15 protein-coding genes and 1 pseudogene are annotated in these 12,859 nt (G+C 71.9%); 11 read left to right on the forward strand and 5 right to left on the reverse strand.

What is annotated here, in order from left to right:
- The first annotated feature begins 3 nt into the window (after positions 1–3).
- From JHE00_RS22300 to gad, 4 genes are all read left to right on the forward strand, one after another.
- Positions 4–435: an Ohr family peroxiredoxin gene (locus tag JHE00_RS22300; RefSeq protein ID WP_200321199.1), complete on the forward strand. Its 432-nt coding sequence runs from the start codon at positions 4–6 to the stop codon at positions 433–435.
- Positions 432–1,205, forward strand: a complete 774-nt coding sequence (locus JHE00_RS22305) for an SDR family NAD(P)-dependent oxidoreductase (RefSeq protein ID WP_307832063.1) — start codon at positions 432–434, stop codon at positions 1,203–1,205. Before JHE00_RS22300 ends, JHE00_RS22305 begins: the two co-directional genes overlap by 4 nt.
- Before the next feature lie 99 nt (positions 1,206–1,304).
- On the forward strand, positions 1,305–2,729 hold the full coding sequence (locus JHE00_RS22310) for a serine/threonine-protein kinase (RefSeq protein WP_200321201.1): 1,425 nt from the start codon (positions 1,305–1,307) through the stop codon (positions 2,727–2,729).
- Positions 2,730–2,811: 82 nt separating this feature from the next.
- Entirely contained in the window at positions 2,812–4,221 is a 1,410-nt protein-coding gene (gad, locus tag JHE00_RS22315) for a glutamate decarboxylase (RefSeq protein ID WP_200321203.1), read from the forward strand.
- Here gad and JHE00_RS22320 read toward each other — a convergent pair.
- The gene (locus tag JHE00_RS22320) at positions 4,218–4,760 is read right to left on the reverse strand and encodes a dihydrofolate reductase family protein (RefSeq protein WP_200321205.1); all 543 of its coding nucleotides are present in this window, start codon (positions 4,758–4,760) and stop codon (positions 4,218–4,220) included. The two genes, gad and JHE00_RS22320, sit on opposite strands and share 4 nt — an antisense overlap.
- 153 nt (positions 4,761–4,913) lie before the next feature.
- On the opposite strand from JHE00_RS22320, the gene JHE00_RS35190 reads away from it, so the two are divergent.
- Genes JHE00_RS35190 through JHE00_RS22330 form a run of 3 tightly spaced genes read left to right on the forward strand, consistent with a single transcriptional unit; the run spans position 4,914 to position 6,269 of the window.
- A complete protein-coding gene (locus tag JHE00_RS35190) occupies positions 4,914–5,315 on the forward strand; it encodes a hypothetical protein (RefSeq protein WP_230424698.1) in 402 nt (133 codons plus the stop codon).
- Between the two features lie 55 nt (positions 5,316–5,370).
- The gene (locus tag JHE00_RS35195) at positions 5,371–5,895 is read left to right on the forward strand and encodes a SigE family RNA polymerase sigma factor (RefSeq protein ID WP_230424810.1); all 525 of its coding nucleotides are present in this window, start codon (positions 5,371–5,373) and stop codon (positions 5,893–5,895) included.
- 5 nt (positions 5,896–5,900) lie between these two features.
- The gene (locus tag JHE00_RS22330) at positions 5,901–6,269 is read left to right on the forward strand and encodes a hypothetical protein (protein ID WP_200321209.1); all 369 of its coding nucleotides are present in this window, start codon (positions 5,901–5,903) and stop codon (positions 6,267–6,269) included.
- Between the two features lie 78 nt (positions 6,270–6,347).
- Here the strand turns inward: JHE00_RS22330 and JHE00_RS22335 are convergent, their stop codons facing one another.
- Entirely contained in the window at positions 6,348–6,779 is a 432-nt protein-coding gene (locus JHE00_RS22335) for a protein-tyrosine phosphatase family protein (RefSeq protein WP_200321211.1), read from the reverse strand.
- An 85-nt stretch (positions 6,780–6,864) separates the two neighbouring features.
- Between JHE00_RS22335 and JHE00_RS22340 the strand changes: the two genes are divergently transcribed.
- On the forward strand, positions 6,865–7,491 hold the full coding sequence (locus tag JHE00_RS22340; protein WP_200321213.1) for a maleylpyruvate isomerase family mycothiol-dependent enzyme: 627 nt from the start codon (positions 6,865–6,867) through the stop codon (positions 7,489–7,491).
- A 382-nt stretch (positions 7,492–7,873) separates the two neighbouring features.
- The gene (locus JHE00_RS22345) at positions 7,874–8,734 is read left to right on the forward strand and encodes a formate/nitrite transporter family protein (RefSeq protein WP_200321215.1); all 861 of its coding nucleotides are present in this window, start codon (positions 7,874–7,876) and stop codon (positions 8,732–8,734) included.
- 96 nt (positions 8,735–8,830) lie between these two features.
- Here JHE00_RS22345 and JHE00_RS22350 read toward each other — a convergent pair whose 3' ends face one another.
- On the reverse strand, positions 8,831–9,850 hold the full coding sequence (locus tag JHE00_RS22350) for a glycoside hydrolase family 113 protein (protein ID WP_200321217.1): 1,020 nt from the start codon (positions 9,848–9,850) through the stop codon (positions 8,831–8,833).
- Between the two features lie 96 nt (positions 9,851–9,946).
- Here JHE00_RS22350 and JHE00_RS22355 point away from each other — a divergent pair, with 96 nt between their 5' ends.
- Positions 9,947–10,552, forward strand: coding sequence for a TetR/AcrR family transcriptional regulator (locus tag JHE00_RS22355; RefSeq protein WP_307832064.1), 606 nt, complete (start codon positions 9,947–9,949; stop codon positions 10,550–10,552).
- Positions 10,553–10,599: 47 nt separating this feature from the next.
- Positions 10,600–11,025: a pyridoxamine 5'-phosphate oxidase family protein gene (locus JHE00_RS22360; RefSeq protein ID WP_200321220.1), complete on the forward strand. Its 426-nt coding sequence runs from the start codon at positions 10,600–10,602 to the stop codon at positions 11,023–11,025.
- Between the two features lie 90 nt (positions 11,026–11,115).
- Here JHE00_RS22360 and JHE00_RS22365 read toward each other — a convergent pair whose 3' ends face one another.
- Positions 11,116–12,609, reverse strand: a complete 1,494-nt coding sequence (locus tag JHE00_RS22365; RefSeq protein ID WP_200321222.1) for an alpha/beta hydrolase — start codon at positions 12,607–12,609, stop codon at positions 11,116–11,118.
- 123 nt (positions 12,610–12,732) lie between these two features.
- Positions 12,733–12,859, reverse strand: a pseudogene (locus JHE00_RS35930) (ABC transporter permease); the annotation flags it as partial.

Genomic DNA, 12,859 nt, shown 5'->3' on the forward strand with positions numbered 1-12,859 from the left:
GCCATGACCGACCTCAAACCGCTCTACACGGCGACCGTCGAGGCCACCGGCGGCAGGGCGGGCACCGCCCGTTCGCGCACCGGGTCGCTGGAGGTGACGCTCGCACGCCCCGCCGAGCGCGGCACCGGCGCGGGCACCGACCCGGAGGAGCTGTTCGCCGCGGGCTACGCGGCCTGCTTCGCCAGCGCCATGACCGTGGCGGCCCGGCGCGAGAAGGTGCGCCTCGGCCCGTGCACGGTGAGCGGTTCGGTGACGCTGGGCGAGCAGCCCGACGGCCGTTACGCGCTCGCGGTGCACCTCGAGGTCGACGCCCCGGAGTGCGCGCCGGCCGAGCTGCGCACCGTGGTCGCCACCGCCGACACCCTGTGCCCGTACTCCAACGCCCTTCGCGACGGTGCGCCCGTGACCATCGAGCTGGCGGAGCGGGCCGCGTGAACCCCGCGGCCGACCGGACGGCGCTGACCGGGCTGACGGCCGTGGTCACCGGCGCCGCACAGGGCATCGGCGTGGCGATCGCGCAGCGGCTGGCCGCCGCGGGGGCCACCGTGGCGATGGCCGATCTCGCCGAGCCGGGCACGTGGACCGGCGCGCGGGACGGTGTCGCCGCTGTGGGCACGGAACCGAGCACGCACCGCGTGGACGTGCGCTCCGCCGAGAGCTGCCGCGAACTGGTGCGCGAGGTCCAGGATCGTCACGGCGGGTTCGACGTACTGGTCAACAACGCCGGGGTGAACTCGCGCGGCGCCGCCGAGGAACTGTCCGAACAGGACTGGCAGGACCCGATCGACGTCAACCTCTCCGGCACGTTCCGGATGTGCCAGGCCGCGTTCCCCGCGCTCACCGAGTCGGCATCGCCGAGCATCGTGAACCTCACGTCCACCGCGGGCCAGGTCGCGGTGCCCGGCTGCGCCGGCTACGCCGTGAGCAAGGCGGGGATCCTGCACCTCACCCGGGTCCTGGCGCTGGAGTGGGCGGGCAACGACATCCGCGTCAACGCGGTGGGGCCGACGATCGTGCCCACCGAGATGAACGCCGACGTCCGCGCCAGCGAGGAGTACCTGACCGACAAGCTCGCGTCGATCCCCTTGGGCCGAATGGTCGAACCCGCCGAAGTCGCCGACAGCGTCGCGTTTCTCGCCTCGCCCGCCGCGGCCATGATCACCGGGCACACGCTCTTCGTCGACGGCGGCGTCGTACTCGGCTGAGCCACTCCCGCGCCACGGGGCCGAGATCGCGCGGAGGACGCAGCGCCATACCATGTTCTGTCTCCGTCCCCAACGGCCAAGACAGCGTGGAGCAGCCCCTTGAGCGACGACGACAGACGACTGATCGCAGGCCGCTACCGGCTGGCGGAACGCCTCGGCGCGGGAGCGATGGGTGAGGTGTGGAAAGGCGAGGACGAACGCCTGAACCGCACCGTCGCGCTCAAACAGCTGCACCTGCGCACCGCGCTGGACGCCGCGGGTGCCGGCGATCTGCGGGCGCGCGCGATGCGCGAGGCCCGCATCGCCGCGCGGCTCATGCACCCCAACGCGATCGCGGTCTTCGACGTCGTCGAGGACGAGGGCTACCCGTGGCTGGTCATGGAGTACCTGCCCTCCACGAGCCTCGCCGAACTGCTCGCCAGCCGCGGCAAGCTGCCGCCCGCCGAGGTCGCCGAGATCGGCAGGCAGATCGCGGAGGCCATGGCCGCCGCGCACCGCTCCGGCATCATCCACCGCGACGTCAAACCCGCGAACGTCCTGCTCGCCGACAACGGCGTCGCCAAGATCTCCGACTTCGGCATCTCCCGCGCCGCCGGTGACGTCACGCTCACCGCCACCGGCTTCGTCGCGGGCACTCCGGCCTACTTCGCGCCCGAGGTCGCCAGGGGCAGCGACGCCGACGAACGCTCCGACGTGTTCTCGCTGGGCTCCACGCTCTACCACGCGGTGGAGGGCAATCCGCCGTTCGGCCGACACGACAACGCCATCGCCCTGCTGCACCGGGTCTCCCAGGGCGAGATCGACCCGCCGCAGCACGCCGGTGAACTCGCGCCCGTGCTGGCACGCCTGCTGCACCAGGACCCCGACGAGCGCCCCGGCATGACCGAGACGGCACAGGCGCTCGCACCGAGCGCCACGGTGAGCCCGGCGCCCCCGCCGTCCGAACCCCGCAAACGGCGGACCGGAGTGCTGATCGCCGCGCTGGTACTGGCGCTCGTCGTGCTGGCCATGCTCGGCGGCGGCCTGTGGTGGCTGCTGGCGCGGGACGGCGGCGAGCAGGCGGGCGGCCGGAACCCGGCGCCGTCGTCCGCGGCGGAGCCCACGCTCAGCGAGGAGTCCCGGACAACCGAGCCGACCGGGTCCGGGCAGGAACCGCCTCCGTCGGCCCCACCGAGCAGTGAGACGCAGTCGAGCCCGCAGTCCACGCCCGAGGGCAACCCCGACGAGCAGCGCATGGCCGCCGTGCGCGACTACTACGCGCTGCTGCCCGGCAACCTCGAAGCGGCCTACGGCCAGCTCACCGACCAGTTCAAGAGCAGCCGCTCCCCCGACTTCAGCAGCTACGCCTCGTTCTGGGGGCAGATGAGCTCCGTTCAGGTCACCGACCTGGCCCCCGCGGGCGGCAACGCGGTGAGCGCGACGGTCGTCTACACCCGCTCCAGCGGTGGCACCTCCACCGAGCGGCACACCTACACCCTCGCCGAGCAGAACGGGCAGTGGGCGATCGACAGCCAGTCGGGCTGAGTCCTTCTGCGTCGTGGGGCGACCGAGGTTCCCCCGCGCCGGGTGAGCACCCGCGCGCATGGGCGCGCCTAGCGTCACCGTCATGACGACGGCCTCCGCGAGCGGGCGCGACGACGCGGGACGGGCTCACCTCGCGGTGAACCCCGTCTTCACGAGCGAGCCCGCGGACATCCCCAGGAACTCGCTTCCCGCGGGCGACCTCGCGCCCGACATCGCCTACCAGGTCGTGCACGACGAGCTGATGCTCGACGGCAACGCGCGGCTCAACCTGGCCACGTTCGTGACCACGTGGATGGAGCCCACCGCCGAGAAGCTGATGGCGGAGTGCTTCGACAAGAACATGATCGACAAGGACGAGTACCCGCGCACCGCCGCGCTCGAGCAGCGGTGCACGCGGATGCTCGCCGAGCTCTGGCACGCGCCGTCGGCCGAGCGGGCGCCCGGCTGCTCCACCACCGGCTCCAGCGAGGCGTGCATGCTCGCGGGGCTCGCGCTCAAGCGGCGCTGGCGGCACGCGCGCCACGAGGCGGGACTGCCCGCCGACCGGCCCAACCTCGTGATGGGCGTCAACGTGCAGATCTGCTGGGAGAAGTTCGCCAACTACTTCGACGTCGAACCCAGGCTGGTGCCGATGGAGGGCGACCGCTTCCACCTCGACCCCGCCGAGGCGGCCGCCCGCTGCGACGAGAACACCATCGGCGTGGTCGCCGTGCTGGGCTCCACGTTCGACGGCAGTTACGAGCCGGTGGCCGACATCTGCGCCGCGCTGGACCGCCTGGAGGCCGAGCGCGGCTGGTCCGTACCCGTGCACGTCGACGGCGCGTCGGGAGCGATGGTCGCACCGTTCTGCGACCCCGACCTCGCGTGGGACTTCCGGCTGCCACGGGTCGCGTCGATCAACACCTCGGGCCACAAGTACGGGCTCGTCTACCCCGGCGTCGGCTGGGTGGTGTGGCGAGAGCCGTCTGCGCTGCCGGAGGACCTGGTGTTCCGGGTGAACTACCTCGGCGGCGACATGCCCACGTTCGCGCTGAACTTCTCCCGGCCCGGCGCGCAGGTGGTGGCGCAGTACTACACGTTCCTGCGGCTCGGGTTCGACGGCTTCCGCAGGGTGCAGCAGAACTGCCGCGACGTGGCCACGGCACTGGCGGGCCGCATCGAGGGGCTCGGCCCCTTCCGGCTGCTCACCAGGGGCGACCAGCTGCCGGTGTTCGCGTTCACGGTGCAGGACGACGTCACGGCGTACTCGGTGTTCGACGTGTCGGCCCAGCTGCGGGAGGCGGGCTGGCTGGTGCCCGCCTACACCTTCCCCGCGAACCGCACCGACCTCGCCGCGCTACGCGTGGTGGTGCGCAACGGCCTCACCCACGACCTCGCCGACCTGTTCTTCGCCGACCTCGGCCAGGCCGTGGGGACGCTCGCGAAGCAGGCGAAACCGGTGCGCGGCAGGGAGTCGGCCTCGTTCGCGCACGGCACCGGTGAGCGCCGTTAGCCGACCCGGAACCACAGGTTCGTCGCGTGCGGCAGCTCGTCGACGCGGATCCGCTCCAGCCGCACGTTCGCGCCGCCCGGCCGGTCGAACAGGCGCACGCCGTCGCCCAGCAGCACACCCACGACGATCGTGAGCACCTCGTCCAGCTCCCCGGCCTCGACGCACTGCCTGGCGACATCGGCTCCGAGGACGTTCACGTACTTGTCCCCCGCCGCGGCCCTGGACTCGGCCACCGCCGTGGCGAGGTCGCCGGCGAAGGTGACGCCGGGAACCGGACGCGAGGGCGGCCGGTGGGTGAGCACGAACTGCGGGCCGTCCCAGCCGCCGCCGAACGCCTTGCCCTCCTTCTCCGGATCGCCGCGGTGCGGGTCGTCGCCGCCGTACGTGCGGTTGCCGACCAGCAGTGCGCCGATGTCGCCGATGAGGTCGTCGACCACCGGGTTGGGGCCGAGGTGTTCGGTCAGCCACGACATGTCGCCGTCGGGGCCCGCGATGAACCCGTCGAGCGACATCGTGACCGAGTAGAGCAGCTTGCCCATGCGAGTACCTCCGAGGTGGTCGGACCATCGTCGCCGTATCGACCTGCGCGGGCCGCGAAACTCATCGGCGCGTCCGGAAAATTCCGTGCAACCCGCAGCAGGCCCGGTCGCATGTGAGCTGGTGAAGGGGAACCATCCACCCGAAGGAGATCCATGCGTACCCGAATCGTCCTGTTGTCCGCGGGCGCCGTGCTCGCCGCGAGCGCCGCGATCGCGGCCCCGGTGCTGGCCAGCGGCGCGGACTCGCCCGAGCCCGCGCCGCCGGTGCACGTGGAAGCCCCCTCACCGGCACCGCCCGTCGACCAGGCGCCCACGGAAGGCCCCATCCCGCCCGTCACCGAGGACCCGACTGCGGCACCCGCGCCGCCCGTCACCGAGCCGCCCGCGAAGGAGGCGCCCACCGCGGTCCCGGCACCGCCCGTCGACCAGGCGCCCACCGCGGCACCCGCACCACCTGTCGACCGGGGGCCCACCGCCGCACCGGCGGCCCCCGTCGCGAAGGAGGCCGCACCGCCGCGGGCAGCCTCGACCGCGGCGCCGACGGCATCTCGATAACGTGACACCGCCCGGGCTCGCGCAGCGGCCCGGCGCCGGAGGGGAGGCCGCACCACTGGCCAGGACCACTGACTCGCCGTGGGACGACGAGTTCAGCCAGTACTTCGCCGCGCGCGCACGACTGCTGCGCGCGACGGCGTACCTGCTCTGCGGGGACTGGCACCGCGCCGAGGACATCACGCAGGTCGCGCTCACCAAGCTGTACGTGGCGTGGCCGCGGCTGCACCGGCGCGACGAGCTCGACGGCTACGCACGCACGGTGGTGGTGCGGACCTTCCTCGCCGAGAACCGCAGACTCTGGCGGCGCCGTGAACAGCTCACCCACGAGCCGCCGGAGCGGCCTGCCGCGGACCCGGAGCCCGAGCACCGAGTGCTGGTGCGCTCGGCGCTGGGCTCCGTGCCGCCGAAGCAGCGCGCGGTGCTGGTGCTGCGGTACTGGAACGACCTGAGCGTGGAGCAGACCGCCGCCGCGCTCGGGTGTTCCACCGGCACCGTGAAGAGCCAGGCCGCGCGTGGCCTGGCGGCGCTGCGCACACGCCTGGGACCACACTTCAGTCTCGCGGACACGTGGAGGAGGTGACCGCCGTGCCGGACGACGACGACATCCGCGCCCTGCTGGCGGGCGCGCATCCGGAGCAGGGACCGCCGCTGCGGCTCGATCCCGCCGAGATCGCGGGCAGCGGCAGGCGCATCCGCAGGCGACGGCGCACGCTCGCGATGGCGGGCAGCTCGCTGGCGGTGGTGCTGGTGATCACCCTGGTCACGCTGGCGTTCACCGTGCGAACGGAGCCGCTGCCCCCGGCGACCCCGCCCGCCCCGCCGGCACCGGCGCCGACGAGCGTCGAGCAGAGCCCGTCGGCGACCCCCGAACCGCCGGAGGCGGTGGATCCGAGCTCCCCGCCCCTGCCCCCGAACGACTCGAAGGCGCCCCAAGCTCCCGGCCCCACGCGGTGAAGGGCACCTTTACCGCGTTCAATGCAGTAAAGGTGCCCTTCACCGCATTCGGGGTGCCCCGGGGGGGACCAAGGCTTGCTAGGGGGTGAAGCGGGCTACATGGCGCTTTTGCCACGGGGTTTCCACCGCGCTCGGGTCGTAGTGCGCGCGGACGTAGGAGACCGCCTCCGCCGCGGGCACGCCGTCGAACACCGCCAGGCAGGCCAGCGCGGTGCCGGTGCGGCCCTTCCCACCACCGCACGCCAGTTCCACGCGCTCCTCCGCGGCGCGTTCCCACGCCTCATGCAGCACCTCACGCGCCCGCGCCTTGTCCGAGGGCAGCCGGAAGTCGGGCCAGCGCAGCCATCGGCTCTCCCACGCGACGTCCGGCGGCGGCTTGCCGAGCAGGTACACGCCGTACTCGGGGTCGCGACCGGACGGCATCGGCCTGCGCAGGCCACGTCCTCGCACGAGCCTGCCGGACGGCAGCGTCAGCACTCCCGGAGCGTCCGGGTCCCAGGTGTCGGTCACCCCGCCAGCCTAGGCAGCGATGAGTCCGTACCCGTGGTGGAGTCTCGTTTCCCGGCAGCACTCCATCCGACGAGAGGACTCCCGAATGAGCGCACTCTGGCCGCTGGTCCACACCGAACGCGCCGCGCTGGCGCACGACCTCACCGGGCTCACCGGCGAGCAGTGGGCGACACCGTCGCTGTGCGCCGGGCTGAGCGTGCGCGAGGTACTCGCCCACCTGACCTCGGCGGCGACCCTGAACGGCGTGCGCTGGTTCGCAGGAGTGCTGCGCTGCCGGTTCGACTTCGACCGGCAGGTGGCGATGCGCCTGGCCGAGCAGCTGGGTGCCGACGGGGCCGAGACGTTCGCACGGTTCCGCGGCGTCGTCGGCAGCACCACCAGACCGCCGCTGCCGGTGGTCGCGATTCTCGGCGAGACCATCGTCCACGGCGAGGACATCCGGCGGCCGCTGGACCTTCGCCGCGACCATCCGATCGCGACCCTCACGCACGTGGCCGAGTACTACCGGCGCTCCGACATGGTGGTGCCGGGCCGGACCCGCGGGCGCGGTCTGCGGCTGGCCGCCACGGACGGTCCGCTCGCGGCGGGCGAGGGTCCGCTCGTGACCGGCACGACGCTCGCGCTGACGATGGCACTGGCCGGGCGAGACGCCTTCGCGGCGGAACTGGAGGGCGACGGCGCGGAGATCCTGCGCACGCGGTGCGCGGCGTGACGCCGGGAGGGCGAGCACGGATCCGAAGGCCGTGGGCACCCTCCCGCCGCTGCTCGGCCGTGCTGCACGACGACATGAACACCTTCGCCGGCGTCGGGTTACGTCCTCAGCGAGGCACGGCTGGGAGTTCCGCGAACACGCTGGGCCCACGAAGGTGGTCCTCGACCGGCGGAAAGTCGCCGCGCTGGGACTGTCCTCCGCTTCGCTCCACCGGCCGGTGACGCTCGCCGCCGCACTCCCGCCGGAGTGAGCCACGCGTGACGCGATGCTCTCGCCGTTGTCACGGCGTCGACACATCGGACGCCGACACTCACCCGGTCAGTCCTGATCTCGGGTGACGCGGGCGCAGCCCTGTCGCCAGCGGCAAAAGGGAGCGACCTCCATGTCCTACGTGCGGCCCGCCGAATTCGTCGGGAAGATGATCGACGCGGGCGAGTCCAAAGCTCTGATGTCCACACGCGACACGGTGCTCAGGGCCTTCATGGCCGGTGCCATCCTGGCACTGGCCGCCGCGTTCGCGGTGACCGTCACCGTGCAGACCGGCAACGCGCTCGTCGGCGCACTGCTGTTCCCCGTCGGTTTCTGCATGCTGTACCTGCTCGGCTTCGACCTGCTCACCGGTGTCTTCACACTCGTTCCGCTGGCGTGGCTGGACAAGCGGCCCGGCGTTGGTCCGGGCGCGATGCTGCGCAACTGGGGACTGGTGTTCCTCGGCAACTTCGGCGGCGCGCTCACCGTCGCGGTGATGATGGCCGTGGTGCTCACGTTCGGCTTCTCCATGGACCCCAACGAGGTCGGGCAGCGCCTCGGCGAGATCGGCACCGACCGCACGGTGGGCTACGCCGACCACGGCGCCGCTGGCATGCTGACGCTGTTCGTGCGCGGCGTGCTGTGCAACTGGATGGTCTCCACCGGCGTGGTCGCCGCGATGATGTCGACGTCGGTGTCGGGCAAGGTGATCGCCATGTGGATGCCGATCCTCGTGTTCTTCTACATGGGTTTCGAGCACTCCGTGGTCAACATGTTCCTGTTCCCGTCGGGACTCATGCTGGGTGGCGACTTCTCGATCGGTGACTACCTGATCTGGAACGAGATCCCCACCGTCGTCGGCAACCTGGTGGGCGGGCTGACGTTCGTCGGGCTCACGCTCTACGCCACGCACGCCCGCACCGGTGCTCCCCGCCGCGGCAAGGTCATGACCGATCCGGAGGACGTCCCGGCGCCCGCCAAGGTCGGCGCCTGAGCCGACGGCGGCCTGCGAGAACCGCCGAGTCGCCGCCGCGGGACTGGTGCTGCTGGGCGCAGTGGTGCACGCGGTCGGCAACTCGGCGGCGGGCGGCTATCCGCCGTAGCACCGGGCGACAGTGGTGAACGCGGCTTTCGGTTCCCACTCCAGCCCGGGATAGCTCGTCCCCGAGCGGTCCTCCAGCACCTTGACGATCCCGAAGCTGGCCAGGTCGAGGTCGTCGCGGGGGTCGCCGCCCGGCCGGTGTGGCAGGTTCTCGAGCGCGAACAGGAACACGAACGCGCTGTCGACGCCTTCGGAGTCGAAGACCTCGAGCAGCTCGGCCAGGTAGCGGGCCTGCCCGTCCTCGTCGCGGACGTACTCGCCGTCGAGGCGGGCGGGCACTCCTGACTCGTACTCGATGATCTCCATGCTGCGCGGTGCGGTGTCGCCGGCGCCCTGCCACGTCGCCGTACCGAAACCGGTGATCGCCACGGGCTTGCGACCGGCGACCAGCGTGCGCACTCCCTCGCGGAACTGCTCGGCCACCTCGGCGGAGCGGATGAGCTCCACGGTCATGACGTCGAACGGGCTCCAGTCGATCCGCTCGAACGGGATCGCCGCGTAGGTGAGCCTGCCGCCGAAGCGTGCACGCACCACCGGCACGGCCTCGCGCAGGAAGGCGTCGAGCCGCTCACTGGCCTCGGCGATGCGGGTGCCGCGCTGGTCGGGATCGGCCAGCAGCGTGGCGAGCCGCTGGTCCACGTCGTCGCCGTCGACGAAGCCCCGGTTCATGATCGACAGCTCGACCCCGGCGACGAACACGACCTCCGCGCCCGAGGCCCGGACCCGCTCCGCCCGCTCTGCGCAGTCGGCGAACAGGGCCAGGATCTCGTCGGTGGTGAGCTCCAGCGGGTAGGGCGAGAACCAGATTTCCAGTCCGAGCTCCGCGGCGATCCTGGCCGCGGTCTCGAGTCTGGCTCCGTCGCCGCCGGTGAGCTGCACGGCCGTGCAGTGCAGGTCGTCGCGGATGATCTCCAGTTCCCTGCGCACGGTGGCGGCGTCGTAGCGCTGCCGCGACGGGGCGCCGTCGCGCACGAAACCGGTGTCGTAGGTGATGCCTGTGGCTCGCATGTCCGGGTCCTTTCGGTGGGTATGAGGCGAGGCTAGCCCTCAAACTTGCGTGCACGCAAGTTTGCGCGCACGCAGCACGGATGGGAGACTCGCGGCGTGACGACGGAGCGAGCCGGACTGCGGGAGCGCAAGAAGCAGGCCACCAGGGAGGCGCTGCGCGAGGCCGCGCTGCGGCTGGCGCTGGAACGCGGCCCGGAGAACCTGCGCGTCGACGACATCGCGGAAGCGGCGGGCGTCTCGCCCCGGACCTACAACAACTACTTCTCCAGCCGCGAGCAGGCGATCGTCGCCGGCATCACCGCGCAGCGGGAGTCGCGGGTGGCCGGCGCCGTCGCGGCCAGATCCGCGCAAACCCCGCTCTCGGACGCCGTGATCGACGCCGTCGTGGGGCAGCACACCGAACCGGCCGAGTCCGAGCGCGACGGGATGCTGCTCATCGCCACGAACCCGGCACTGCGCGCCGCCTACACCGACGCCGTCACGTCGATCGAGCAGCCGCTCGCCGACGCGATCGGCGAGCGCTCCGGCGCCGACGCGATGACCGCACGAGTGCTCGCCGCCTCCGTCGCGGCCGCGGTGAGGGTCGCGCTCCGCGAATGGCTGCAACCGACCGACAGCGGGCTGGTCGTCCCGGCAGGTTCGCTGCCGGACCTGCTGCTCAGCGCGCTGGCCCCGCTGCGCGCCGCACTCGACGCCGTCTGATTCGGCGAACCTCGAGATTGTCGGACCCGGCCACTAGCGTCGAGCGCATGGCACTCTCAGTGGAAGAACGACAACAGTTCCTGGCAGAACCCCATGTCGGCGCACTGTCGGTGGTCGAACGGCCCGATCGGGCGCCGCTCACCGTGCCGATCTGGTACCAGTACACGCCCGGCGGCGAGCTGTGGGTACGCACCCCGGCCGCCTCGCGCAAAGCCCACGCGATCGAGGCACAGGGCCGGTTCAGCCTGCTGGTGCAGCGAACCACGCCCACGGTGCGCTACGTGTCAGTGGAGGGGCCGGTGCTGCGGACCACGCCGAGCACCGACGAGATGGCGCGTGAGGTCGCCGTGCGCTACCTGCCTCCCGACAAGGTCGAGGGCTTCCTGACCTTCGAGCGGGAGCACCTCGGCGAGCACGTGGCCATCTACCTCCGTCCGGAGCACTGGCTCTCGTCGGATCTCGGCAGTCTCTGAGGCGTCGTCCACTGTGGCCGGACACGGAACCGCCCCTCGCGAACTCACTGGGGGCGAGTTCACGAGGGGCGGCTGTCCCTCCCCCGGGTATCAGGCGGACTCGGCTCCACAAGCGACATCGCGCTGCGGGCGCTCACCGGTCACCAGGAAGTCGGTCGCGAGATCGTTGAGGCACTGGTTGTCCAGGTACAGGTAGGCCAGGTGCCCGCCCTGGTCGGCGGTGACCATCCGGGCCCGGTCGCCGAAGGCCTCGCGCAGCTTCTCGGCACCGGCCAGCGGCGTGGCCGGGTCGCGCAGGTTCTGCAGGATCAGCACGTTCGACGGGCCCTCGTCGGTGATCTCCACCTGCGGCTCCACCGGCTCGGACGGCCAGAACGCGCACGGCGAGATGTTGGCGCCCGCCGCGCCGAACATCGGGTGGCGGAAGCGGTCCAGCGCGACGTTGCGCTGATAGGTCTTGACGTCCTCCGGCCAGGCGGAGTCGTTGCAGATCACGTGCAGCTGGCTGGCCTGGTAGTTGTCGGAGGGGATGCCGGTCTCGGGCGGCGCCTGCTCGCCCTCGCCGACGTCGGGCACCGGCACCGGGTTACCCGTGTCGAGCGCCTGCCACGTCTCCGCCAGCGCGGGGAAGGAGCTGTCGTAGTAGAAGTCGGCGAACGTCACGTGGCGAAAGACCGCGCCGGTGTAGCCGTCCGGGCTGGGCTCGGCGTCCAGTTTGGCGGCGATCTCGAAGTACTTCGCCCGCACCTGACCAGGCGTGGTGCCGAGGCCGTACTCCGGGTGCTCGGCGGCGAACCTCGCGAAGTCCGGGAAGCGGTCCTCGACGCCCTGGCCGAACATCCGCGAGAACGAGGAGTCCCAGCCCTGCGGGCCCGTCGCGCTGTCGATCAGGAACCGGTCGCTGCGCTCGGGGAACATCGAGGTGTAGACCGACCCGAGGTACGTACCGTAGGAGATGCCGAAGTACGACACCTTCTCCTCACCCAGCGCCGCGCGGATCCGGTCCATGTCGCGGGCGGTGTTGGCCGTGGTGATGTGCGGCAGCAGCGGCGCGGTCTCGGACTGCCCGCACTTCTCCGCCACGCCGGCCACGCGCTCGGCCTCGTCGTTGACGTCGGCCGCGTTGCGGGCGTAGGTCGGGATGTTCGTCGGGTGCTCCAGCAGCGACACCTCGCACGTGACCGGCGTGCTGTGGGCCACCCCGCGCGGGTCCATGCCGATGATGTCGTAGCTGTCCAGCACGTCCTGCGGCAGTTCGAGATTGTCGCGCAGGACGGCCGGGAAGCTGAGCCCCGCTCCGCCCGGTCCGCCGGTGTTGGTCAGCAGCACGCCTCGGCGTTTCTCCGGGTCGGCGCTGGCCAGCCGGGACACCGCGACCTCGATCGTCTCCCCGTCGGGATCGCGGTAGTCCAGCGGAACGTCGATCGTCGCGCACTCCAGGCCCGGCTTGGCGGAGTCCGCCGGACACGCCCCCCAACTCAGCGTGTCCGGCGGCGCGGGCTCCTCCGTGGCCACCGACACTCCCGCCGGGGTCAGCGCCGCCACCACGGCGGCGGCGAGAACGGCCAGGACGGGCTTGCGCATTGGAGCTCCTCCTCGGTGCTGCGACCTCACTTCGTCCACAACGGACGTTCGACGGGAGGCGCTGGGCGGATCAGAAACCATGCCGTTGCGGCACACTCAACTCGTGGTACCCGTTCGTGCGACTCAGCGGCGGGGTTCCCAGCGGAAGAGGCGGGCGGCGAGGGTGACGGCGACGATGACCCAGGCCAGGGTGGGGCCGAGCAGCAGCAGGGAGTCGCCCAGCGCGACGCCGCCGTTCCAGGCGTTGGTG

Origin of the sequence: Prauserella cavernicola, assembly GCF_016595675.1 — a bacterium.
Classification (GTDB): domain Bacteria; phylum Actinomycetota; class Actinomycetes; order Mycobacteriales; family Pseudonocardiaceae; genus Prauserella_A; species Prauserella_A cavernicola.